The organism is Nonlabens marinus S1-08 (assembly GCF_000831385.1).
Lineage (GTDB): Bacteria > Bacteroidota > Bacteroidia > Flavobacteriales > Flavobacteriaceae > Nonlabens > Nonlabens marinus.
In genome coordinates, this window is sequence record NZ_AP014548.1 from 597285 (window position 1) to 623013 (window position 25729).

General features: G+C 40.3%; 23 protein-coding genes. 8 read left to right on the forward strand and 15 right to left on the reverse strand.

The genetic code is table 11. The features are described 5' to 3' along the window. Positions 1-10: 10 nt before the first annotated feature. The gene (locus NMS_RS02750; RefSeq protein WP_231862351.1) at positions 11-1438 is read left to right on the forward strand and encodes a dihydrolipoyl dehydrogenase family protein; all 1428 of its coding nucleotides are present in this window, start codon (positions 11-13) and stop codon (positions 1436-1438) included. Here NMS_RS02750 and NMS_RS02755 read toward each other — a convergent pair. The 6 genes from NMS_RS02755 to gdhA all read right to left on the reverse strand — a co-directional run bounded on the left by NMS_RS02755 (position 1435) and on the right by gdhA (position 9851). Continuing rightward, positions 1435-2259 carry a hypothetical protein gene (locus tag NMS_RS02755; protein ID WP_041495287.1) on the reverse strand — a complete coding sequence of 275 codons (825 nt, stop codon included), beginning with the start codon at positions 2257-2259 and terminating at the stop codon, positions 1435-1437. The two genes, NMS_RS02750 and NMS_RS02755, sit on opposite strands and share 4 nt — an antisense overlap. A gap of 34 nt (positions 2260-2293) precedes the next feature. After that, entirely contained in the window at positions 2294-2929 is a 636-nt protein-coding gene (gene pdeM / locus NMS_RS02760) for a ligase-associated DNA damage response endonuclease PdeM (protein ID WP_041495288.1), read from the reverse strand. Between the two features lie 12 nt (positions 2930-2941). Beyond that, on the reverse strand, positions 2942-5353 hold the full coding sequence (locus NMS_RS02765) for a TonB-dependent receptor (protein ID WP_041495289.1): 2412 nt from the start codon (positions 5351-5353) through the stop codon (positions 2942-2944). Continuing rightward, positions 5350-6072, reverse strand: coding sequence for a DNA repair protein RecO (gene recO / locus NMS_RS02770; protein WP_041495290.1), 723 nt, complete (start codon positions 6070-6072; stop codon positions 5350-5352). The genes NMS_RS02765 and recO overlap by 4 nt, the downstream gene beginning before the upstream one ends. Continuing rightward, positions 6073-8358 carry a type IX secretion system anionic LPS delivery protein PorZ gene (porZ, locus tag NMS_RS02775; protein ID WP_041495291.1) on the reverse strand — a complete coding sequence of 762 codons (2286 nt, stop codon included), beginning with the start codon at positions 8356-8358 and terminating at the stop codon, positions 6073-6075. It abuts the gene before it with no gap. Between the two features lie 149 nt (positions 8359-8507). Continuing rightward, positions 8508-9851, reverse strand: a complete 1344-nt coding sequence (gene gdhA / locus NMS_RS02780; protein WP_041495292.1) for an NADP-specific glutamate dehydrogenase — start codon at positions 9849-9851, stop codon at positions 8508-8510. A gap of 229 nt (positions 9852-10080) precedes the next feature. Between gdhA and NMS_RS02785 the strand changes: the two genes are divergently transcribed. Beyond that, on the forward strand, positions 10081-10851 hold the full coding sequence (locus NMS_RS02785) for a THC0290_0291 family protein (protein WP_041495293.1): 771 nt from the start codon (positions 10081-10083) through the stop codon (positions 10849-10851). 59 nt (positions 10852-10910) lie between these two features. Here the strand turns inward: NMS_RS02785 and NMS_RS02790 are convergent, their stop codons facing one another. Continuing rightward, positions 10911-12053: a cystathionine gamma-synthase gene (locus tag NMS_RS02790; RefSeq protein WP_041495294.1), complete on the reverse strand. Its 1143-nt coding sequence runs from the start codon at positions 12051-12053 to the stop codon at positions 10911-10913. 52 nt (positions 12054-12105) lie between these two features. After that, the gene (locus tag NMS_RS02795; RefSeq protein WP_041497406.1) at positions 12106-12570 is read right to left on the reverse strand and encodes a DinB family protein; all 465 of its coding nucleotides are present in this window, start codon (positions 12568-12570) and stop codon (positions 12106-12108) included. A gap of 55 nt (positions 12571-12625) precedes the next feature. Between NMS_RS02795 and NMS_RS02800 the strand changes: the two genes are divergently transcribed. Both NMS_RS02800 and NMS_RS02805 read left to right on the forward strand, forming a co-directional pair. Next, on the forward strand, positions 12626-12985 hold the full coding sequence (locus NMS_RS02800; RefSeq protein WP_041495295.1) for an arsenate reductase family protein: 360 nt from the start codon (positions 12626-12628) through the stop codon (positions 12983-12985). After that, a complete protein-coding gene (locus NMS_RS02805) occupies positions 12978-13895 on the forward strand; it encodes a DMT family transporter (protein WP_041495296.1) in 918 nt (305 codons plus the stop codon). Before NMS_RS02800 ends, NMS_RS02805 begins: the two co-directional genes overlap by 8 nt. On the opposite strand, the gene NMS_RS02810 is transcribed toward NMS_RS02805, so the two are convergent. The 4 genes from NMS_RS02810 to hemH all read right to left on the reverse strand — a co-directional run bounded on the left by NMS_RS02810 (position 13888) and on the right by hemH (position 17880). Next, positions 13888-14325: a hypothetical protein gene (locus tag NMS_RS02810; RefSeq protein ID WP_041495297.1), complete on the reverse strand. Its 438-nt coding sequence runs from the start codon at positions 14323-14325 to the stop codon at positions 13888-13890. The genes NMS_RS02805 and NMS_RS02810 overlap by 8 nt on opposite strands. Before the next feature lie 476 nt (positions 14326-14801). Beyond that, the gene (locus NMS_RS02815; RefSeq protein ID WP_041495298.1) at positions 14802-15281 is read right to left on the reverse strand and encodes an acyl-CoA thioesterase; all 480 of its coding nucleotides are present in this window, start codon (positions 15279-15281) and stop codon (positions 14802-14804) included. Between the two features lie 91 nt (positions 15282-15372). Next, positions 15373-16752, reverse strand: coding sequence for an MATE family efflux transporter (locus NMS_RS02820; RefSeq protein WP_041497407.1), 1380 nt, complete (start codon positions 16750-16752; stop codon positions 15373-15375). A gap of 93 nt (positions 16753-16845) precedes the next feature. Next, on the reverse strand, positions 16846-17880 hold the full coding sequence (gene hemH, locus NMS_RS02825; protein ID WP_041495299.1) for a ferrochelatase: 1035 nt from the start codon (positions 17878-17880) through the stop codon (positions 16846-16848). 231 nt (positions 17881-18111) lie between these two features. On the opposite strand from hemH, the gene NMS_RS02830 reads away from it, so the two are divergent. The 4 genes from NMS_RS02830 to NMS_RS02845 all read left to right on the forward strand — a co-directional run bounded on the left by NMS_RS02830 (position 18112) and on the right by NMS_RS02845 (position 23516). Further along, entirely contained in the window at positions 18112-18465 is a 354-nt protein-coding gene (locus tag NMS_RS02830) for a hypothetical protein (protein ID WP_041497408.1), read from the forward strand. Positions 18466-18475: 10 nt separating this feature from the next. Then, complete coding sequence (locus tag NMS_RS02835; protein ID WP_041495300.1) at positions 18476-20842, forward strand: M28 family peptidase; 2367 nt, start codon at positions 18476-18478, stop codon at positions 20840-20842. Next, entirely contained in the window at positions 20835-21602 is a 768-nt protein-coding gene (locus tag NMS_RS02840; protein ID WP_041495301.1) for an NAD(P)H-binding protein, read from the forward strand. The genes NMS_RS02835 and NMS_RS02840 overlap by 8 nt, the downstream gene beginning before the upstream one ends. A 357-nt stretch (positions 21603-21959) precedes the next feature. Beyond that, the gene (locus NMS_RS02845) at positions 21960-23516 is read left to right on the forward strand and encodes a hypothetical protein (RefSeq protein WP_041495302.1); all 1557 of its coding nucleotides are present in this window, start codon (positions 21960-21962) and stop codon (positions 23514-23516) included. 259 nt (positions 23517-23775) lie between these two features. Here NMS_RS02845 and NMS_RS02850 read toward each other — a convergent pair whose 3' ends face one another. Genes NMS_RS02850 through NMS_RS02860 form a run of 3 tightly spaced genes read right to left on the reverse strand, consistent with a single transcriptional unit; the run spans position 23776 to position 25721 of the window. After that, positions 23776-24450, reverse strand: a complete 675-nt coding sequence (locus tag NMS_RS02850; RefSeq protein WP_041495303.1) for a porin family protein — start codon at positions 24448-24450, stop codon at positions 23776-23778. 24 nt (positions 24451-24474) lie between these two features. Then, a complete protein-coding gene (locus tag NMS_RS02855) occupies positions 24475-24945 on the reverse strand; it encodes a CYTH domain-containing protein (protein WP_041495304.1) in 471 nt (156 codons plus the stop codon). Then, positions 24945-25721: an ion transporter gene (locus tag NMS_RS02860; protein ID WP_041495305.1), complete on the reverse strand. Its 777-nt coding sequence runs from the start codon at positions 25719-25721 to the stop codon at positions 24945-24947. The genes NMS_RS02855 and NMS_RS02860 overlap by 1 nt, the downstream gene beginning before the upstream one ends. Positions 25722-25729: the final 8 nt, after the last annotated feature.

The window sequence follows — 25729 nt, forward strand, 5'->3', positions numbered from 1 at the left end:
GGTATAAGAATTGGCTGCAAAGATAGCTTGCTATCGCACCTCTTCCCAAATATTGAGAATTCTTTCACAGCCTATAACATCCTGCGGTGTACATTTAGACATGAAGCATTATGACGTATTTATTTTAGGGACTGGAACCGCTGGTAAGTTAGTAGCTAATCGCTGCGCCGATGCTGGTCTAACTGTAGGAATCATTGACAACCGGGAATATGGGGGAACTTGCTCGCAGCGCGGTTGCGACCCTAAAAAACTGATGTTAGCAAGCAGTGAAGCGCTGGAAGCAGCTAGAAATATGAAAGGTGATGGTATCACAGGAGATATTGCCATCAATTGGATAGATGTTTACAATTATGCCAGACGTTATGCTCAAGACATTCCCGATAATACTGAGGAATTTTTAAAAGAGCTGGGAGTAGATCGCCACCATGGAGAAGGCTATTTTGTCGACGAGAAAACTTTCCGCTATGGCGATACTTCCCTTACTGCAGATAAATTTGTCATAGCTACAGGAATGAAGCCGCTGGAGTTAAAAATTCCAGGAGCAGAGCATTTATTGACCAGTGATGATTTTTTCAATTTAAAAGATCTACCAGAAAAAGTTCTCTTTATAGGCGGTGGTTATGTAGGAATGGAATTCAGTCACATGCTAGCGCGGGCAGGAGTTAAAGTTACTGTTGTAGAGCAAGGTGAACAGCTGCTTCCTCCTTTTGAAAAATATACAGTTGATTTCCTGAAAGAATGCAGTGAAGAATTAGGCATCGATATCCTATTAAACTCTCAAGCAGCAGCAGTTGAAAAAGATGGTGATCGATTTATAGTGAAGTACAGTAAAGACGGTATTTTACATCAGGTTACCTCAGATCTTATTTTTAATACGGCAGGTAGAGTCCCCTCCATAAAGCAGCTTCAACTAGAAAATGCAGGAGTAGTAACAGATCGTTCGGGTATTGTTGTGAACGAATACTTTCAAAGCACAAGCAATGAAAGGTTCTATGCTTGTGGTGATGTATCTAGTAAGAATGTACCCCTAACCCCATTAAGCGGACTTGAAGCTAATATTGCTGCTAAAAATATAACCGAAGGAAAGCATGCTTTTATTCCTGTAGATATACCAAGCGTTGCGTTTACCATACCCCAAGTCGCAGGAATAGGACTAACTGAAAAACAAGCTAAGGCTACAGGTAAAAAGTTTAAGGTATTTTTCCAAAATGCCAGTGGATGGTTCAACACCAGACGCATCAAGGCTGGATGCTATGCCTATAAAGTTATAGTAGACGAGGAGACAAGAATGGTGTTAGGAGCGCATATCATATCTCATGAAGCGGGTGAAACCATCAATATATTTTCAGTTGCGATGAATCACGATATTACATTCCAGTACCTGCAACAGACGATATTTACATACCCCAGCTGGGCAAACGATATCAAAAGCTTTTAAGCTTTAGAAGCACGCCATTGTTTAAATTTGAGCATCGGATTGGTAGCTCTGTTTTGATATCCATGTATGCAGACATTGACAAAAATGACTGCAGCACAGCCTAGTGCTAAATAAGAAATATCATTCATGGTTCCTGAATGTCTCACATAAATAGCAACCAGCGCCCATATGGCGACACTCGCATATTCACGCATGTTTCGATACCACACCATCATTAAGTTGATTACAGTGGCTACGACAATTAAAGCTAAAGTGGCTAATATTTGTTGGTTTTCTGGGATATCAAACATGCCATTAAGGTAGCTGGCAACGTTTGCGATTATAGCCACACTTATCCAACCTGTATAAAGGCATAAGGGCCACCATACAAAAGCAATTATAGGAAGTGGGGCGTCCCATATTTCCATATCAAGTTGCTTGACACAAATCAATAAACTTACTAAAATACCTATCATACAAAGCACCGAAGCCCCTATCATTTCTTCCAACCATAAGGCAACCCAAATGGTGCAAAAAATATTAGCCAGTAAGAAATAAGGAAAAGTAGTTATGATAAAGTTGGTTCGATAACCACGAGGTTGAAGGGATTTCGCTTTCGCGAAAGCGATATAAACTCCATAAATTCCAAAAGCTAAAAGCATCAGAAATATCAACCCCCATATAGAGAATGCATAACTCGCTGGAGTAAACAAATTGTTGTACTCTGCACTCAAGTCGCCTACTGTTTTACCCTTAAAATTACCGGTATTTGCATAGCCATTCCAAGCAATTAAAACAATAATAATAAGCAAGTTGAGAGCACTGATGAGTTTTTTGTACATGTGGTAGGTTTAGCGAACTAAATATAACGCACTTTTAGGACAACTCGAACACCTCATCTTCCACGCACACAAATACGCGGTTTCCCCTCTTAGGCTTGAGGGCGTAGGTTCCAGTAAAATCACCATAGGCAGGAAGAATCATCCCGAATTCTGTACAAAAATAACAAGGCACTTTCATACGCTGACGACCTACTCCAGTTAGCTTCACCGCAGGATGTATATGTCCTGCAACATTAAAAACTCCCTGCTTCTCTATAGGGTGGTGAGTTAACAAAATCGTGCCTATTTGGATTTGGTCAACAGTGGTTACTCCCAGCGCTTCAAAATGATTTCTAGAAATGATGTCGTGATTTCCCATCACTAGTACTATCTCAATAGATTGCATTCGTACCCACTGCTCAAAAAAGTGCCATTCGGCATTTTGATGGGAATGAAACAGATCTCCTAAAAACCAAATGCGCGACGGTTGAAACTGGGCAATTACTGCGTTAAGCTTGTCGTATTCATTATCGTCAGCCTGGGATGGGACGGCCATGCCGTGCTTTCTAAAATGGGCGCTTTTCCCTAAGTGAACATCAGCCAGTAGAATCACGTCTTGCTGTTCCCAGTAACACGCACCAGATGGGTGCAAGTGAAAGGTTTGATCGTGTAATTGTACCTTGAGACTCAATTCAATAACGGGTTAAAAAGTATAATTGAGAGCCATAATGAGGTTGCGACCGGCTGCTGCAATTCCAGACGAGTAGGTACGGTACCGTTGATCTGTTATATTTTCTAGGGTAGCGATAGCACTTAAACTATTGGTAAATTGATACTGCGTTCGCAAATTGAGAGTATACCAGGAAGGAGAATATGGGTTCCCGTTAGCGTCTGATGCATACAAGTAATCCCGATCCTGCTGCTCTGGAGCTAGCTCATCAAAATCAAACTGGCCATTGAAAATTGTATAGGCATCTACTTTCCATTTATTCTGATCATAAACAAGATGTGCATCGCCGAAGGCAGGTGCAACATGACGCACTGCCACCTCGCTCCCGTCTTCTTCTTCCTGCACCCCATCTAGCCAGGTATAATGCCCGTACAAACGCCATTGATCAGACCACTGATAGTCCACTCCTAATTCAAACCCGTAAATTTCAGAACGTTCTGAATTTTGTATGGCTTGTACTTGACTCAACTCTCCCTGGTATAAAACTTCATCTTGACCATTTAGTTGAAAATCTCTAGCGACTAACGCATCTTTTAAAATGGTAAAATACCCGGCACCATCGATCGTCAGTCGTTCAGTCACACGTTTTTTTACTCCTACCTCTGTATTATAAGAGTATTCAGACTCTAAGTCTGGATTAGGCACGACCACTGTTCCTGGGCTAGGATCGAATATTTTCCCTATGTCATCGATATTAGGAGCGCGGAATGCAGTACTTAAATTCGCTCGCAATTCCCAGCTAGGATCTGGTAAATAGGTAGCTCCAATTGCTCCGGTTAAAGCGCCTGTTCGTACGGTAGCTTCTTCAAACGGGAACTCGAAAAATTGATCATCAAAATCTGCATCAATCCAGATGTAATTATATCGCGCTCCTGTTTGCAGGGTAAGGTTACTTTTAATTTTCCATTGGTAACTGGCATAAGCAGCCATGGATTGCCAGGTGGAACCGTCTGGGTATCGGGTAGGTGCCTCTCGCTCCTCTCCAGTTTCAATGTTGCGTACGCTGCCATCAGAAGTTACCTTATTGTGCAAGTACTCCAGTCCGTAAAAAAGGGCGTTATTTTCCCGATCGCGACGTTCAAAATCTATGGCCGTACTTAAAGCATCCACTCGTTCATCGTTTTCAAACAAGTCTGTAGATCTGAAATTTCTAGTATTGCGACCTTCATCAAACTTTTGGTACGCTTGGGTAATTATCATTTTATCGTACCATTTCCCGTCGCCTCGATGCTGGGCTTTTGCATTCACCATCAACCACTTTTGTGGTCCATAATACCACTCAGAATTTCTGGGGTTTCCGCTTTCGCGAAAGCGAGTTAACGCATCATACCTGCTAAAATCTGATGTCGCGGTGTAAATAAGCCCTAAATCAAACCTCCATGAAAGACTGGGTCGGTAGCTAAATTTTTGCAACAAATTAAGTTGATCGAAGCCCGTAGGTACTTGCACCTCTGGATCTGGATTATCGATGACTATGTCCTGATTATCACGCCTGATGGTATAGCGATTTCTCAAATAATCATCAGGGCCATGCGAACCCATTTTCAAATCACCGAAGTTATTTATGCTAATGCTGGTAGCACTTGCAAATTTATCTGTACTGTAATTGAAATCGAGGTGGGCCGTTTTTTCATCATTTGCGGTAGCATACCGTAGCAAACTATTACCACTTAATTCTGTCGTTTTTGTAGATGTAAATTTAGGCGTTTGAGTGAAGAAGTTCATCACACCGCCTATGGCATCACTTCCATACACCACACTGCCTGGTCCTAGAATAACCTCAGTACGCTCAACGCTCAACGGGTCAATGGATATTACATTTTGCAGATTGCCACCACGAAAAATGGCCGTGTTCATACGGACGCCATCTACAGTGATCAACAACCGATTGGTCGAAAACCCTCTTATCAAAGGGCTACCGCCACCTTGTTGGGATTTTTGAATGTAAACCTGGCCAGTTTGCTGTAATAAATCAGCACTGGTTTGAGGGTTTTGGAAAACGATTTCCTCTTTACTGGTGCTGATGATGGATTGCGGGATATCCTGTTTGCGCTGTTCAAATTTAGAAACCGAAACAACCACAGGGTTCATCTCTTCAGATTTAGGCGGTAACTGTACTTTAAAATTTGATTCTTCTATTTCTTCTTTTGTAGCTCTATAAGTTACATAGGCAACGTCTTGAAAATAGATAAGCTCATAAAAATCAAATGCACTTATATCAGCATATCCATTAATGTCTGTATAGGTAGATTTTTGTTTCTTCTTATTATAGATAGCTACAGCGCCTACTGGCTCACCCGTTAATTGATCAACAACTTGTATTTTTTGCGCAAAAAGAGTGCTGGTCATGAATAATCCAGCAAGTAGTAGAAGGTAAATTTTCACGAATCGAATAACTGTTTGAGGATGTCTAGAGAAGCTGGTTTTTTAAATGTATGAAGGTGAATCTTAAAATAATCCAACACCAAATGAAGTAAAGTACCGCGCTGCTCTCTGTTAATTTTGATAGTTGGGATAGCATCAAAATTTGTACCAACAAACTCTTTAAATAAAGAACTTTCAGCTTCAGATAAATGATGTGGTAACATACCATTGTTGTCAAAGGTACCGTCCAACATATTGAAGTAAGGGTAATCCATAGATGTTTGATCCATCCCAAAACCCATCAGCCCGCTGATGTCCAGCAAGGTCTTGATGGTAAAGTTAGCCACATGATCCGTTTGGTCTAGATAAGAAAAGACGTTACTCAGGTAATTATACAATTGTTCATCAGGTTGTTGTTCTGTCAAAAGTTGTGACAACACTTCTCCAAAGAATAGCGCAACGCTGCTTTTTGCAATGTCTGCTGGAATGGAAACATATACGTAAGAAAGGTTCGCTTCCTTAATGTACTCTAGGGTTCCTTTGCCTTTATGCTGCGTCTCGATCTCTAATTGAGTCAGCGGTTGAAATAAAGACACCCGCAACTTCCCTTTTCTAGACTTGCGGATTCCCTTGAGCATATAGCTTTGAGTGCCCAAATCTCTAGTATAGATCCTTGCGATCAAGTCGGACTCGCCATATTTGAGCGTTGAAAGAACTATGGCTGGAGTGCGGATCAACATCTATCGTATCACCATGATTTTTGAAACCTTAGTTTCAATATTATCGTCAGTAGAAATGAACAACATGTAAACTCCTGATGACACTTGATTACCGTTAAAGCTACGGGTATCCCATTGCACACTTCCTCCCTGAGAGACTATCTCAAAAACCAAGTTTCCTTCAATATCAGTAATCTTGATACGAGCGCGATCTGTCAATCCGTCTATGGTGACATTTCCATCAAATCCTGGTTTCACTGGATTAGGAAATGCATACACATTCTCTAAATTCTCTGACGGCTGGCTGGTACGATCGCCCTGAAAGGCAACAATGCCGTTGTCCGTCCCGAAATATACTTTACCTGTTGCCTCATCAATAGCAATGTCATTAACTGTATTTGATGGTAGCGGCGAGTTATTCTTAGTGAATTGAAAAATGGTTTCTTGACCAGAGGGAGAAAATAAGAACGCCCCAGAGCTGGCGGTGGCAATCCATTTACGATTGTTTCCATCCACTTCTATATCTAGAATGGCTTCATCTGCTAGCAATTCTCTTGGAATACCATTGACATCTTCAATGATAATGGCTCGTGCATCTGGTGGATTTTCTGAAAGAATGCTGTTTGCATTAAATAAAACTCGCAAACCTAGATTACTACCTATCCACAACTGTCCATTTTGATCGACTGTTAACTCGCTCACATAATTATTGATCAAATTACCTCTCTGGATCTCGTCAATCAGTCTGCCATAGCTATTGTTATTAGGATTGTAGGCTATGACGCCCTGCCCAGTAGTTCCAAAAATGACATTTCCCGCTCTAGTAACTACTAGTTTTGTAGTGCTCTCTTTATTAGAACCCGCCAGTTCCGAATAACCTTCAGAAACATCAATTGCTTCCCAAGAACCGCTAGGATTACGTTTATTGATTACATCGCTTACTTGAGATGCAATTGCCCAAAAATTACCAGCGTCGTCAAAAGTACTGGAAGGTACTCGTACGAACTCAGCACTGGGCGGCAATATGCTGTTCAATGTGCTGTTGTTGATACCATATTGAGTTGTCGCTGTACCGTCTACAAACTGTAAAATCCCATTGTGCATGGAATTAAGATAGACCTCATCTGGGTTCTCAGGATTAATGGTGATGCTCGAAATACTGCTGATGTTATTTACCTCTGACGTAGAATAATTAATCCAAACATCTTCCTCCAGATGGCTAACACCAAATTGCTCTAAAGGGAATGGATCATAGAATAAGTTGTAATCTCCATAGCCTACCCACAATTCATTAGGCGAAGTGGATAGTGAAAACGCCCGGTTTCTCGTTGGGCCGTCAGCAACAATAATTTCAGCAATACTGGAGTCCTGCGTATCTAAGCGTATCATTCCGTTTTCAAATGTTCCTATATAGATCTCATTGCCGCTTACATTAGCGCTTGTAAATCGATAACTGATACCGTTGACATCTGTAATACTAGTCCTGATATTTTGGCCAGCGTCTAGAATCTGGACATAGTTTTGACCTGCAACCGTTAATTCATTATCTAAAGAAGTTGCATCTAGACTGCCGGACGGGAAACGATAGCCTGTAGGCTGAAAGGAATTGCCTGCTAAACTATAGAGTCCACCTGCGTTGTCAATGGCAAACACTTCATTATCTAAGGCTGCGACCTCATCAAAAACTCCTGCGTTGATTCGGCTCCAGTTTTCAAAGTCAATTAAAAAGGGGTCACTAATATCTGCACGTCTTATTCCATCATCCTCAGTTGCAGCATATAGGAATCCTTCAAACATCTCGATCGAATTGACCCGCAATTGAGCCCCATTATCGCCTATAAAATAGGTGTCATTAAACTCCAGTCGATCAAGATCGTACAATGCAATACCAAAATCTGTAGCGATATATAGCAAACCATCATTTTGTTTGAACTCATTGATACGTTTACGGTCTGGAGTGATGACTTGTTTATCCCTTATAGCAACCACATCTAACACGACATCGTCTTGAACAATTTGCAGTAAGCCATTTTGATAGCCTATGACCAACTGATCTTCAGTTTCTCTATAAAAAATCTGCGAAATCAGGTCGCCGCTCAAACCATTTACCGTCGTGATGGTAGTAAAACTGCGTGTGGGTATATCATAAACAAAGATGGCATTTTCACTAGCAGCATATACTTTGCCGTCCGTTTGTTCAATATCTAAGATTTGATTGAAAGAGAACAGCCCAGTCCATTGCTCTGTAAAATCTTGAGCTTGCCCTACTGCAACTATTAATAATAAAATTAGAAATCTGTAGTTCATAGTAGGATAACGCTGTTTTCCTGAAAATCTGATTGCGCACAAAAATAGACTTATTTATATGCCAATAAAAAACCCCTGAGTTGTTCAGGGGTTTATGGTTTAGTTCGCTTTCGCGAAAGCGAAATAAAGAAAGCGGAAAGAATTATAATTTATACAATCCCTTGAGCAAGCATAGCATCTGCCACCTTTACGAAACCTGCAATGTTAGCGCCTTTCACATAGTCTGTGAAGCCATCCTTGTCCGTTCCATACTGCACACATGCCTCGTGGATGTCATTCATAATGGAATGTAGCCTGTTATCTACCTCATCAGCAGTCCAACTGTAACGCAAGGAATTTTGAGACATTTCCAATCCAGAGGTAGCAACACCACCGGCATTACTTGCTTTCCCTGGGCTGAACAAGATTTTCTTTTCAAGGAAGTACTCAATAGCTTCTGGTGTACAAGGCATGTTAGCACCTTCACCTACACACATACAGCCGTTGTCCACTAAGGTCTTAGCTTCATCGCCGTTCAACTCATTTTGAGTGGCACATGGTAATGCAATATCACATTTGATACCCCATGGACGCTCGTCTGCATGGAATGTTGCCTCTGGGTATTTCTCCAAATACTCCTTTATACGGCCACGTTTTTCATTCTTGATGTACATGATATGGGCCAACTTGTCTGCATGAATACCTTCTTTATCATAGATAAACCCATCAGAGTCGGACATAGTGAGCACCTTTCCACCTAGCTGGATGATCTTTTCAGCGGCATATTGCGCCACGTTTCCAGATCCAGAGATGACCACGGTCTTGCCTTCAATCTTTTCATTACGGGTCTTTAACATATTTTCAGCAAAGTATACGTTACCGTAACCTGTTGCCTCTGGACGTATTAAGGAACCTCCATAAGATCTTCCTTTACCAGTTAAAATACCTGTAAACTCATTACGGATCTTTTTATACTGTCCAAAAAGGTATCCGATCTCACGACCACCTACACCTATATCTCCAGCAGGAACATCAGTATCTGCACCTATCACCCTTTGCAACTCAGTCATGAAAGACTGGCAAAAACGCATTACCTCACGGTCAGACTTTCCTTTAGGGTCAAAGTCAGAACCACCTTTTCCACCGCCCATAGGCAATGTGGTCAAGCTATTTTTGAAGGTTTGCTCAAAAGCAAGAAACTTGAGAATGGACAAGTTCACGGTTGGGTGAAATCTTAAGCCGCCTTTATAGGGACCTATGGCGCTGTTCATCTGGATGCGGTATCCACGATTTACATGAACTTCATTATTGTCGTCCGTCCACGGCACTCTAAACATGGTAACACGTTCTGGCTCTGCCATGCGCTCCAACAACTTGTCTGCACCATATTTTGGGTTATCTTCAATAAAAGGAAGGACAGCTTCTGCCACCTCAGTAACAGCCTGAATGAATTCAGGCTCGTTAGGATTCCTTTTTTCTACTAAATCAATAAAATCTTGGATGTTTTTTTCCATTATTTATAAAATAAGCGTTTTAAAAAACGTTTTCGTTAATCGTGCAAATATAAAATTATCGCTTATACCACGTTATTATTTGCAATTATTTTAGCTTATGACGCCCCATGAATTATTAACTAGATGGGAGAACCTGCTTTTTGTCTAAACTAAAATAGTGATTCCAGCGTTACTGACTTGATCTGAACCCTATTTTGTTATATTTGGCGTTACTACTTAAGACTATTGAATGAGAACTAGATCCCGACTAGTTGTACTGGTTTATTTTTTAATCGCCTGCGCGTTGCAATCCCAAGCTCAATTTGGTTTTTCTCATGAAGTAGGTGTCATTGCTGGACCAGTCGCTTTTCAAAGTGATTACGGAGAACGTTATGATTTTGATACCAACAAGGGAAACGTTGGTATGGGAATAGGAATCATTCACTACATCAACTTTGCCTATAGAGCCGATTGTAATTGTTACAGCCGCGACACCTACTGGAACGACCATTTTAAAATACGATCCCAACTCAATTATAGCGTGACTACTTTAAACCACTTGAGCGAGCTTGCAGAGCGAAATAGCATAGGCGGTTTACAGTTGCGATCCATGGAAGGAAAAGCCAAAGTGTTAGAACTAGGTGCTCACTTAGAATATTATCCATTAAGCATACGTGACTTTCAAAACGGTGGTGAAAAATGGGCCCCATATATAGGACTGGGTGCACATTATGTAAATTACAAACCTGAGGCAGAAAGCTCACTTGGACCACTAGGTAACTCCATTACAACCTTCCCTACTTTCATAGATAGGATTGATACCTCTAGAGGCAGTACGATTGCCTATGTCGCTGATCTAGGTGTTCGGTATAAATTGACACCTCTTAGTGATTTACTCATCTCCTCCGCATGGCATTACTATGATGACAATTATGTCGATGGATTGAGTCCTGATAATGTCAACAATCGTGCAAATGATTGGATCTGGTGGTTCAATGTGGGTTACATCTATTATTTATAGTTCGCTTTCGCGAAAGCGAATTTCTCCAAAGTATATTAACGCATAACTGATTTAAAGATTTAAGACAAAGCTTGTTCTAAGTCGGCAATCAAATCGTCTATATCCTCGATACCAACTGATAACCGGATCAAGGAATCTACCACTCCCGTTTTTTCTCGATCTTCTTTAGGAATACTGGCGTGAGTCATAGTAGCAGGATGGCCGGCTAGGGATTCCACACCGCCAAGACTTTCGGCAAGCGTGAAGACTTTCAATTTGCTCACAAATTCTAACGCGCTTTCTAAAGTGCCTTTTTGAGTAGTAAAAGAAACCATACCGCCATAGTCCTTCATTTGTTTTTGAGCAACCTCATGATTTGGGTGATCTTCAAAACCAGGCCAATACACCTTGTCCACTTCGGCATTTGTTTTTAAACAGTGAGCGACCGCTGCTCCGTTCTCACAATGCCGCTGCATACGTACATGTAGGGTTTTAATCCCACGCAGCACCAGAAAACAATCTTGAGGTCCTGGAACGGCGCCGCTGGCATTTTGAATAAAGTAAAGTTGGTCTGCAAGATCTTTGTCGTTCACCACCAAAGAACCCATGATCACATCACTGTGTCCTCCTAGATATTTAGTGGCGCTGTGCATCACTATATCAGCACCTAGATCTAAAGGTTGTTGCAAATATGGAGTAGCGAACGTGTTGTCAACAGCCAGTAATAAATTGTACTTATTCGTAATTTTAGAAATAGCCTGGATGTCGATAAGGTTCATCATAGGATTAGTAGGCGTTTCTGTCCAGACTAATTTTGTGTTATCGTTGATGTATGATTCTACAGCCTGCGGATTACTCATGCCTACAAAATGAAACTTGATTCCAAATTTTTTAAAAATAGAAGTAAACAAACGATAGGATCCACCATATAAATCGCTAGTAGAAATCACCTCATCACCAGGTTTCAATAATTTGAGTACAGCATCAATAGCCGCTAACCCAGACCCAAAAGCTATCCCGTACGTTCCGTTCTCTAAACTCGCGAGAGATTTTTCTAGCGCAGATCGCGTTGGGTTCCCACTACGGGCATATTCAAATTCAGGATGTTGACCTGGAGCAGTTTGTTTAAAAGTGCTGGTTTGATAAATAGGTGGCATCACAGAGTTGTAAGCAGGATCTATGTTTTCTTGACCACCGTGGATGACTTTAGTGTTGAATTTCATTTTTTGGGTTTTAATGTGACGTTAGGGTTACAACTTCTAGGGGTTCCTTTTTTTATGCATCTTTCAATGCTTTCCTTAATGCCAGTACGTAACCCAGGTGTATCCCGTCGTGAATATTTACCAGATTCATAGCATCATCAATATTTCTAAGTAAGTAACCAGTACTGGTAGTGTATTCTTTGAAGTTATCAAATTTGTCGTTTTGATAATCTGAGGTCATTTGATCTAGCTGTGGGATCAATTGGTTTTTGAATTCTTCAATCTCTCCGGAACTCACATCTTTTTCTGGTCTAGTACCATGCTTATAGAAGAGGATAGTTCCCTTAGACATATGTTGTTCCAGGCCTGCTAGACCATAGGTCAGCCCTTGCTGTGTTACCATGCAATGGACGATATTCCAAATGATATTATTAGAAAAACCAACTGGAATTTTATTGAGATCTGTAGTACTTAACTCTTCTAGTATGGCAACAAAATGCGCTCTGGTACACTTGTTATGTGCTAATCTTATGTCCATTATTTTCATTTTTATAAAGGTATTATTAAAGCAGCGGCTGTTGTAGATTTGTTGCATGGAAAATCGATTCATCTATTTAGACAGTTGCAATACATGTCAACGTATCATGAAAGAATTGGAATTATCCGATTCTGTCAGCCTTCAAAATACTAAGGAAAATCCTGTTACAGAAGAGCAGATAGAATTTCTCAAAGACCAAAGCTGTTCTTACGAATCCTTATTCAATCGCCGTGCGCAATTATACAGAGGTAGAAATCTCCATGAAAAAGAGCTCACCGAGTCTGATTACAAAGAGTTGCTCTTGGATCACTATACTTTTATCAAAAGACCCATTCTTATTTACAATAGTGTTGCCTACATCGGTAATTCTAAAAAAGTTGTTGCTGCCGCTGTAAAAGCTGTCAAAAATGACTAAGCGACAGGTAGCTATATTATGCGCTACGTTTGTGGCTCTATTTTACGCTATCAACTTTTCATCTGCTAAGGAAGTGACTCCAGAGCACGTTGGCCCATTTGGTCTTACCTGGTACCGCGTGATTTTCACTTGTGCTATTTTTTGGACGATTTCACTTTTTGCTGGCCCTAAAGAAAAGGTACCCTTGAAGGAACTGCCCTTGATTGCTCTAGCTGCTTTTTGTGGTGTAGGATTCAACATGCTCACATTTATGTGGGGTTTATCCCTGACCACACCTATTAGCGCATCTGTTTTAATGGTGACCACTCCTATAATAGTGGTGGTATTGAGTGCTATATTTTTAAAAGAGCGTTTATTTCCCATGAAGATTGTAGGTATCGCCACAGGGTTTGCTGGTGCTGCCTTATTGATATTTCTATCCTCAGCACCCAACCAAATAGGCGCTGACCCCACCACTGGAAATATATTAATATTCCTCAACTCGATATCTTATTCCTTTTACATTCTGCTAGCGAATAGGCTTACCAAAAAATACCATGTTTTCACGTTGATGAAATGGTTATATCTATTTGGAGTACTTTTTATTACTCCCTTTGGAATTCAACAAGGTTTAGCATTTGAGGTTGGTGAAGCTTCCAACTTTGTGTTGTTGAACATTGCTTACGTGATCTTGTTCGCCACTTTTGGTACTTATATGCTCAATATTATTGCGATACGTACTTTGAAACCTAGTGTGGTTGCTGTATTTGTGTATCTACAGCCATTACTCGCTGCTCTTATTGCCGTAGGGTTAGGAACAGATCAAATGACCTGGACTAAAGCAGGTGCTGGTGCATTGATATTCTTTGGAGTATATCTGGCTGGGAAAAAGAAAAAAATCCGTGAAGATTTTAAACCTTCAACTAATTAAGACGGTGCTTTCCTTGCAATTCAACAGCCCATTGAACCGCCGTTTCAAGATTATTGAAAAATTGGAACTTGCATGGAACAAATTGTTTTTCTAAAAAAGCATTTTGCTCTGCTCTAACGCGATCATCTATGATACCATAACCTTTTAAGTACTGGTCCATAAATTTGAAATCCAACCAGTCGACTGGACGTGTGGAATAAGAGTTCACTCTGTTGGAAAGGTAAACAAATTCCATAGACCGTTTGACGCCGTCGTAAAACTCCATTAGTAGACTAAAAATATCTAAGGCTTCCATCCCGCCAAATATGGCTCCTTCATGAACTTCAGACACTACAAAGTTATCGAATAGGTAAAAGTCAGCGTAGGGTCTATGAATTTTATGTAAGATGTATTGTGAGTAGTCCGATTCTTTAATAGAATATAATGGCATTACTAATTTTGCTTTTAGGGGAACACAAATCTAGTTAACATTAGTTAAATACTAAAGTGTTTTAAACTTTATTGTTTAACATATATATCCAATTCATAGTATCCTCTAAACAAAAAAAGCTTCCGGATTTGGTAGATACAAATTTGGGTTCCAGCACTGAATTTGTATCTACCATCAACTCTAGAGTAGGCCACACCGTAACACAATAAGCTAATTAGATAAAAGTTTAAAAGAAAGCCAACTGACTGACATAACCGAATAGGAGTTATTTCTGTTTGAGAAATACACCCTTTTTCTTTACACTACTATCGATGCTTTTAGAAAAGCCATCGTGGCTTCTTTCAAGCCTTAGAGTGGTTCTCCTTCAACTATAGATGTGATCTCCTGATCAGGTACATACAATTACCAAAAATAGCTTCAGATTAAGTAATCGCCATAAACAGACGCGGTTTGCTCAAATAAGATAACGACTTGACTTAAGAATTGAGGTTGACGGGCTTTTGTCCGTGTGCTCGGGTTTCCTCTTTTTGAATGATTTTAAAATCTGCCGATTTCTGGAAATTGGATATTTTTTTTAGTAAGTCCTTATGAAGACTAGTAATACGTCGCTCTTGAAGATTCATCCACGCTCCCATCATGATTCCACGAGCAACATTATTGCCTCTATGATCATAAAAATTATGGCGGAAACTAAAAAAACTCCCATCCTCACTCATACCTGTCCACTCACAAGAAACCGTGATAGGAGGGCCTTGATGTATTTCTTTAAAATAGTAGATGTTCTCTGTAAAAATGACCGGACCTGTCTTGTATAACTCCATTTCCTGATGACCGAATCCATTTTCCATAAGATAAGCCATGCGCGCATGGCTCATGAAATTTTGATAAGCACTGTTTGCCATGTGCCTATTGGCATCCAGATCACTCCAGCGTACTTCAAATTCTTTTGAATACATATCTTCCAATTTTCAAGCAAAGATAAAGCGATAATTTAGCTTGTTATCATTTGCGAAGTGGTTGTTACGCTTTCGCGAAAGCGAACTCAACCTAAGCTTCGTGTGGCTCTAGAGCATCCTGGTGTCCAGGAGCATCTTTTAGTTTTTTCATGGCTCTCCAAAGAAAAAATGCAGTAATCAGTGTACTTGAAACATCAGCAATCGGGAAACTGATCCATACGCCTTGCAGTCCATACGTATCGCTCAAAATCCATATCAACGGTATAAGAATAATTCCAGTGCGCAAAGTGGTCAGTAGTAAGGCTGGCAATGCTTTACCAATTGCCTGATAATAAGCCGCTCCTATTAACTGGATCGCTATAATCGGCACAGCAAGAAAAACAATAGGTACCGCTGCAGCTGTTTGATCTATTATGGACTGGCTCTCTATAAAAATGGCAGAGATGTCTGCTGCAAAAACAAACAACAAAACAAAGATGACCGCACCCATGATGCAAGCAAATTTGATGGATGTAAAAATGACTTCTCTTACTCTTTTAAACTGTTGCGCGCCATAGTTATAGCCTGCAATAGGCAAGAATCCTTGAGTAATTCCCAATACTGGGAAAATAGCAAACATCATCAATCGGCCAATGATTCCAAAAACTGTGACACTATCCTCACCACCTAGATCTAGTAGAATATTGTTCAATATTAGATAAAGAACACTTGTAGTTGCTTGACGTCCTAGCGTCACAAAACCTAAGCTGCCGATCTCTCCTAAGATTTTCCAATCTGGCAACAGCTGGGATAACGAGGGCATCAATTCACTGCGTCCTGAAAGAAAAAACCAGGCGACGTATGCAAAGCACAATCCGTAACTTATGGTGGTTGCCCAGGCAGCACCTTCCATACCCATATTTAGTTGATTAATAAGGACATAATCCAAAACTAAATTTCCAACCGAAGGTATGAGCATGGCAATCATGGCATGTTTAGGAGCACCTTCAGCACGTATCACATTGTTTCCCATCATGCAAAGCGCAAGCACAGGAACACCATACAAAACGATACGGTAATAGATTTTAGCGGGTTCAAAAATAGCTTCCCTACCTCCAAACGCAGGCACTAAGCTGTTGATGTAGATCAGGCCAAAAACGACCATCAGGACCGTAATCAATAAAGTGATAGAAAGCTGATTCCCAAAGGTGCGCTTAGCCTTTTCTGTATCGCCCTTACCTAGCGCTCTTGAAATAATACTTGCACCGCCTATTCCTATCGCCATACCTAGTGCAGCAATAAAAAAAGAAACAGGCAAAACGACATTTATTGCGGCGATGGCGACTGGGCCTATCCAGTTTCCAACAAATATGGTGTCCACCAGAATATTGAGCGACATGACCAATATCCCGATGGATGCAGGCACCGCTTGCTGGATCAACAAGCTAGGAATGGATTTAGTTCCTAAAAGGGCACTTTTTTTAGAAGAAATTACAGGACGAGCCAATAGTGGTTGTTAAAATGTTTTCAAGACAGAAAAAGCTTGTTGTGAAGCATGTGTTTCTAGTCGCTCAAGTCAAATTGACTAGACCGCAGCCACTTCACTCATCGCCCATTCATCAATCCATCGGCTCATTACTTTTACCCAATCCTCTCGTGTATTTAAACAAGGGATCACATGAAATTCTTTCCCACCTACTTCGTGGAAAATTTCCTCACCTTCCATTGCAATTTCTTCTAGAGTTTCTAGACAATCGCTTACAAAAGCAGGCGTTGCAATCGCCATTTTTTTAGTGCCTCCTAGACCCATGCGTTCTATGGTACGATCTGTATAAGGCGTCAACCATGGATCAAATCCTAATCTCGATTGGAACGAGGTGGAATAGGTTCCCTCTTCTAATTCAAGGTATTCACCCACTAATCTTGTCACTTCCTTGCACTGGTGGCTGTAACAAAATTGATGCGCTGGTGATGGTGTCTCACAACACTTCCCGTCCATTTTACAGTGCCCATTAGTGATATCACTTTTACGTATGTGTCTTTTAGGGACACCGTGATAGGAGAACAATAGATGTTCATAGTCTTTCCCCTCAAGAGATTCTTTGATCGAGTTTGACAATACTCGTATATAGTCTGGATGGTTGTAAAACGGTGGCATTTGGGTAAAGCTCATGTGAGGGAACTTTTCTTTACGCAGTTCATCTGCTTTCACCACAATTGTTTCCGTGGTTGCCATGGCAAATTGAGGGTACAATGGCACAAGCAATACTTCTGTAACGCCTTGATCGCTTAGTTCCTTCATTCCGTTTTCAATGGTCATGCTGCCGTAACGCATGGCTAGAGAAATAGGAACACTGGTGTACTGATCGATTTTTTCTTGCAGTCGCTCAGAAAGCACAATCAACGGGCTGCCTTCTTCCCACCAGATTTTACTGTAGGCTTCGGCACTTTTCTTAGGTCTGGTATTAAGCACAATTCCTTTTACCAGGATTGCCCTTAAAATGTACGGTAGGTCAATGACGCGCTCGTCCATTAGGAATTCATCCAGGTATCGTTTCACATCCTTAGGCTGCGGCGTGTCTGGCGACCCCAGATTGACTAAAAGAACTCCTTTTTTCATGTGCTGAATTTTGTGCAAAAATAATGGTTTTGTAGTCGGCTCTATTTCTCATTCATTACCCTAAACTTTATAGCAGTATTAGTTCTGGCTATATATCGCTTTCGCGAAAGCGAACTCCCCCTCACTTTAATTACACCTATCCTGTTGAAAGTTAGCTATAAGCTTAGGGCATTTGAGTTTTTCCTAACAGCCATTTACAAACATTTAGTACATTTATCAAAACCAATGATCATGGCCGTTAAAAAATGTCCAGAATGTGGCGACGAGGTACGCGGCCGTGCCGACAAGCGGTTTTGTAGCGACTATTGCCGTAACGTGGCAAACAATAACTTGAACCGTGACAGCAGTGCGCTCATGCGTAATATCAACAACAGACTGCGTAAAAACTGGCGCATTCTCGACAGCCTCAATCCTACAGGAAAATTTACCACCACAAGAAATAAATTGCTATCAAAGGGATTTGATTTCACTCTTTTCACCAGCATTTACACCACTAAAAAAGGTGCGATCTATTATTTTGTTTATGATCAAGGCTACCTAAGTATGGAAGACGACAAGTTCTTGATTGTAAAACGCGACACTTAAAACCAACTTTATGAGACCTAAATCACACGTAACCTCAGCTTTATCATTTTTACTGCTTATGGCGCTAGTGTGGTATGCTTTCTCTTCTCAAACGCCTAGTGGCACCGTCGATAAAAATGTTCCTGAAAATCAATGGTCCACCGCCAGAGCATTAGCCCATGTCAAAGCTCTCTCGACCGCACCGCATTACCTAGGGAGTGAAGCACACGAGCAAAATAGAAATTACATCAAACGGGAGCTGGAGAAAATAGGTCTCAAAACTGAAGTCCAAACAGGTTTCACCGTCGACGAATACGGCAACCTGTCCCGCCCTGTAAATATTATGGCGCGTGTGGAAGGAACTGCAGGAACAGACGATGCACTGGTATTGATGAGCCATTACGACAGTGATCCACACTCCGCATTAGGTGCCAGTGATGCGGCGTCTGGTGTAGCCACAATCCTGGAAGGCATCCGAGCTTATTTAAAAGACGATCAACCTGAAAACGATGTCATTATTCTCATCACTGATGGCGAAGAATTAGGGCTAAATGGTGCGGATCTTTTTGTAAGCGAGCACCGCTGGGCAAAAGATGTACGGATCGCGTTGAACTTTGAGGCACGTGGTAGCGGCGGTCCTAGCTATATGTTATTAGAAACCAATGGCGGAAATCGCAAAATCATCAAAGTTTTTAAGGAAGCGGGTGTTGACTATCCCGTAGCCCACTCCCTAGCTTACAGCATCTATAAAAAATTACCCAACGATACAGATTTGACCGTTTTTAGAGAAAAAGGAAATATCAACGGGCTCAATTTTGCTTTTATAGGCGATCACATTGATTACCACACACAACTGGACAATTATGAAAATCTAGACCGCAATACCCTTGCTCATCAAGGCAGTTATTTGATGCCATTACTTTCCTATCTCGCTACAGCTGATTTGAGTGACGGTTTAAAAGTAGAAGCAGGCATGGACGACATTTACTTTCCCATGCCCATTTTAGGGTTGGTGAATTTCCCGTTCACCTGGATGCCTTTTCTAATCATCATCAGCGGGATACTATTTATAGGTTTAATTTTTTACGGAGTACGTAAAAAAAGAGTGTCGATAGCGCAATTGTTCTTAGGTTTTGTTCCTTTATTTGGAAGTCTGATTCTAGGTTTTTTAATTCCTAAATACACTTGGGAAGTTCTAAAAACAACTGATTTTTACATTGAGCAACCTTCAGTTTTTCCTGCTACGGGATATTTGTGGGTTGCAGCGGCAGCCTTTTTTGGGATCGCTGTTTCCTTTTATTTATATCACTTAGTGTTTAAAAAAGACAGGGTGGCAAGCCATATGGTTGCGCCACTGGTCTTGTTATGGATCATCTGCTTGTTGGTCGCGTTTCCAGTGGGAGACTCTGGATTAATACCTGCGGCTTATTTACCTGGCGCTGGCTATTTTACCGTACCACTGTTTGCAGGATTAATCATGTTATGGTTGCACTTGTTTAGAAAACGAGTCAGCTACATCGTCATGTTGGTATTTTCAGTTCCTGCTATTTTTATTTTCGCACCATTTGTGGTGGCATTTCCCGTTGCGTTGGGAATGGGAATCCTATTTGTTGCAGCCATTCTCAGTTCATTCCTTTTCAGTTTGCTATTGCCTGTTCTAGGACATTACCGCAGGAAAGATGTTTTGGCCGTGATCTCTCTTGTAGCGACGGTAATATTTGTTTGTGCCGCTTTCGCGAAAGCGGAATTCACCACCACCCAACCACAAAAAACAAGCTTGGTCTATTTTCAAGATGTAGATGAACAAACCGCACAATGGGCCACCTATGATAGAAATTTGAGCGATTGGACGAAAGAGAAACTGGGCAGCGATCCCACAGGTCCAGACGATACAACTAACGTTATAGATTCTAAGTATGGAGGGCGATTCACCTATGTAAAAGAAGCGTCGCTCATGAAGCTCCCGGCGCTGGAACATCAAATAACGGTAGACACCACCGTTGAAGGAAAACGTACCATCAAGCTATTACTGCGCAGTGACCGCAATGTGGAACGCTGGGAGGTATTTAGTAAGAATGAATTTCAATTTACAAACGCCGTGCTCAATGGCAAACAGGTTCCCGTAAATGAGCAAGGAATTCCATTTGCAAAGCGCTATGGCAACCGGATTGCTTCTTATTATGTTTCAAATCGATCACCGCTTGTGATGGAATTGACTTTTGACGCATCGCGGTCTCCTGAATTTGACGTGTACGCTGCAAGTTTTGATTTACTAGATCAACCCGATTTTCAAGTGGCTCCAAGACCTGAGAATACCATGCCCATGCCTTTTGTATTGAACGACGCTGTAGTGGTGAAAAAGCATATTACGACTAACTCTAAAAATAGAGATGAATAACACGGTAGGTATTATGGGTTGTGGCTGGCTAGGTACGCCGCTAGCGCTGTCGCTTTTAAAGAAAGGTCACGTTGTGAAGGGAACCACTACCCAGATCATGAAGCTGCAGGAACTAAGAGATGCTGGAATTGATCCCTACCTGGTCGAACTCAAGGAAACTTTTATCCACGGTGGCGTGGATGAGTTTTTAAAAGATTTGGATGTTCTCATCATCAACATCCCTCCAGGATTACGTAAAAATCCGGAAAGTGATTATCCGGGACGGATGGAATTACTGCTGCACACGATACAAAAGCATAACATTGAGCAACTCATCTATATATCGAGCACGGCAGTTTTTGAAGACCGAAAGGAAATCCCAACGTATACAGAATCCGATGCTGCCAATGCTACAGACTTGAAAGGGCAAAAACTGATAGCTGCAGAAGAGAAAATCATCCAATATCCTGGATCGACAACCATTATCAGACCAGGCGGCTTAATAGGCGGCGACCGTCATCCCATCCAAATGCTGGCAGGACGCGATGGAGTTTCAAATCCTGATGCACCCATAAATCTGACCGATCGAGAGTATTTAATCCAACTTATTTTAAAAGTGATAGAAGGCGAAATTGAAGCGCCTATTTTTCATGCGATTAGTGAACCACATGAAGATCGAAAATCATATTATGAAAAGACGGCTCAAAAATTCAATCTTGATAAGCCAGAATTTGAGATTGGGTACACCGTAGGCAAAAAGGTAGTGTCGGAAATATATTAACCTTTTTGAGAAAAGCAGTTTAAAAACCTTCCTAATCCCACTTTTTGGATGAACTAATTAGCTTGGAACTCTTTATTGATGCACCGATTACCACCTCGCGATCATCTTTATTTTTTCGTTTTTAATCTATTTATTATACCTTACCTAAAGCAGTGCTTCTTTTTTTTTAAATTGACCTAAGCAGGTTAAAGTTTTAGCCGATTCCTTCTGAATGCGTCACAATTATCATCTTATTTGTTAATTATTACAAATGCTGTGGTGAAACTTATCCATTATTCCAACGCGTCAACGAGTTTGTGCCATTGTACTCATAATCAACTTGTAATATATTTATATTTAAGTTGACTTTCTCAATTTATGTCTTCCATAAGTGGCCATCTGCTGCGATTAATTATTGAAGATAATCTCAGCGGTATATTAAAAATCGCAAGTAATTCATTCGCACTCATTTTAGTGATGTGGATGGCTCAAACACGTTTTTTAATTCTAAATTTTATAAATATGAAGAAGTTAATTTTATGTGCAACGGCTTTAATGGCGGGAGCAGTTATGTATGGACAAAGTAATGACTCGGGAGTCATGCAGTCCGGAAACAATAACAATGCGGATGTAATCCAAACAGGTAATTCCAATAAGGCAAGATTAGAACAAGGAGTTCAAAATGTTTCGGCGGCCGCTTCAAATAATAACACAGCCATCGCAACCCAAAGAGGAAGTATCAATGATGCCAATGTCGTTCAAATAGGCAATAGCAATATTGTAAGAATAGATCAAGTAGGGGCAAATAATATAGCCAATGCGAACCAAGGCACGGCTAGAAGACTCTTCGGCACCTTTTTCCAAGTTACCAAAAGTTTGAATAATGAAATAAATCAAGATCAAGATGGTAATAGAAATGAAGTAGATGCTGATCAGTTGGGCGCAGCTTTTGGAGGCGGAGGAAATAATTTAATCAATCAAAACCAGTTAGGAGATGATAACTTTTCAAGAGCACAACAAGATGCTGGTGCTTCAAGAAATACTATTAATCAAACTCAAACTGGTGACAATAATGATGCGTTAGGACTTCAAGGTTCTGGAGGTGGAATTGGTACTTTTGATAATACAATAAACCAAACACAGACTGGGGATAATAATGATGCACAAGCTCGCCAATTAATAACTACTAAAAATTCTAGCTCCACCCAAGATCAAATTGGCGACGGGAATTTTGGAGGAGTAAGACAGCAAGGTGATACTAATACTGCCTTACAATTACAAACAGGTGATGACAATAATGCGGCAATTGAACAAGACGGTACTTTTGCTGGAACGAGTTTTTTAAACGAAGCTAGTCAAGAGCAAACTGGAAATTCAAATGAGGCGTCATCAGATCAAAAAGGGGCACTTAACAATTCTATTGAAACCCAAAGGGGAAATGAAAACACGTCTGACATAGTTCAAACAGGAGATTCCAACCGTTCAGAAGTAAAACAATTAGGCAATGGCAATATTGGTGCAACTGAACAAATTGGAAATATCAATAGAGCTCGTGTTAGTCAAGATGGGAACCTTAATTCTGGAGAAACCCAACAGACTGGAGCAGATAACGATGCTCAAATCGCTTCAGAAGGAAATTTAAATATGGGCTTGATTGCTCAGATAAACGACTTAAATGATGCGTTCATCTTTCAGATAGGGAATGAAAACATTTCTAACATCAGTCAAAATGGAAATCAAAACTTTGCAGACAGTGACCAAACGGGTAATCAAAACAAATCTTTTATGACTCAGGATGGAACTTCAAACCGCAGTATCGCTAATCAAATAGGAAACCTTAATATGAGCACAGTTTCTCAAAGCGGATCTATGAATATCTCTAATGTATTGCAAAGAGGAAACAGTAATACTAGTACAGTGACTCAGGGAAACTAAACCTGTTAAGTAAATAGGCTATTCTATTAAATATGAAACCAGTGGAGAAAATCTTCAGTGGTTTTTTTGTGATTTGTCTAAATTGTTTAGCCGATGTATAAGTCATTATTATGAGGTATTTACGATCGCGACATATGTATCTCATGTAATCAATGAGCATCTTGATTCTTGAAAATTATATGGGCTATAATAGACTGACAGAATGTATCTAAAAACCAAATGTGTTTGATGAAAGAATTAAGAATGCAATACGAATTGGTTAAAATTGATATCCTAAGCTTGCAGTAAATACAGAATGTCTAAATTCTTCATAGGAAAATGTTCGTCCGGTATCTTGTGCAAACTGTTCGTCTTTAAATATATCATAAACCCCAAACTCGTATTGACCTTGAACAAATATGTTCTTATACAAAAAGACTTTTACTCCCAGTGTAGCAGATAGCGATAGTTCTTGAACGTTCTCTGATTCAAAATCAAAATCTCTATTTCCAGAATAAAGTCCATCCTCTACAAACTCGTATTGCTCCTTATTGCCCACTAAAAATCCTATCTGAGGACCTATAAACAAAGACGCATTAGGTATTACCTCGTACTCTATAAACAAAGGGATTTTCAGGTAGTCTAGCTTCAAGGAAGCCTTGTAGTCTAAATCTGGACCATCGAAAATACTAATAAATGAAACATCACGTTTAGCGCCTAGTTGAGAATAAAGTAGTCCAGAAGTAAAGCTCAATGGAGAATCAAGAAAATCATAGGAGACAAAAATTCCCGCATTCAATCCAATTCGGTTTTCAAAATCTTGATCTTCCGTAAAATTTGCAAGGTTAATTCCTGCCTGAGCACCGTAAGTAAATTGGTTTTTAGAATCTTGTTGGGCACTTGAAAATTGAAAGACTGCTAGAGTCAAAAGCAGCAAGCAGAGTATGGTCTTCATAATTAATGTTGGATAGGTTTCCTACTAGATGCTCCAAACCGCAAAAGGTTGCGCAACAAGAAAAGAATTATAATACCGCACATCTCCTGTGACCTCTTCTCCTAACCATTCTGGCTTTTCAAATTTTTCGTTTTCATCGCTAAGCTCTATTTCAGCAATGATGAGACCTTTGTTTTCTCCTTCAAAAACATCCACTTCGTAAACATGATTCCCAAGCTGGATTTCATATCTAGTTTTATCGATGACACCAGGAAGGCAGAGTTTTAATAACTCTTCCGCTTCCTTAATATCTATAACTTTTTCCCATTCGAACCGGCTAGTGCCTGATGTGTTTGAAATTCCTTTAATCGTTAGAAAAGCTTGGTCGCCTTTGATGCGGATGCGAACATTGCGTTCAGGATCGCTGCTCAAATAACCTTGGACAATTTTGTTCCCTACTAGATTTTGAAGAAAGTCAGTGTGTTTGACTAAAAATTTGCGCTCGATTTCTTGCATTAATTATTCTCTTTTATTTCATGACCACAATTGGGACAAGCACAAGACTTGTTTTCTTTAGTCTCCTTTACTTTTTCAATAAAGGCTGAGCTTATGATACCTGTCGGCAATGCTAGAAAACCAATACCAATAATCGCTGTAATTCCTCCAAGTATCTTGCCTGCTGCAGTAACAGGATATACATCACCATAACCCACCGTTGTCAGTGTTGCAATTGCCCACCAAAACGAGTGACCTATACTCGCAAAACTTTCTGGTTGAACCTCATGCTCTATGTAATACATTAAAGTAGAAGACAATAACAAAAGAATAAATGCTACAAAAAAGCTAATTGAAAGTTCTGACCTGGTTTCTTTAAGCACATCTAGGATACTGCGCAGTGCTTTAGAGTGCCTTCCTAATTTGAATATTCGAAGCAATCTAATCAAGCGTAATACTCTCAGAATTCTCAAATCTACAGCAAATAAGAAAGGTAGATAAAATGGTAAAATAGCGATCAAATCAATGATCCCATAACCAGAAGAGGCAAATTTCCAGCGTGATTTTATTTTACTGTTTACTTTAAATTCAAGTGGTGCTGTATATAAACGTATCACATATTCTATCGTAAAAATAACGACTGAAAACACCTCAAAAACATATAGGTACCAACCATATGCTGCCTTAAAATCAGCATAAGATTCTAATATGATAGATAAAACATTGACTATTATGAGCCAATATATAAATTTAGACACAGGCCCACTGTGTAGGATATCGTAAAGCTTTTGTTTCATCAGGTATA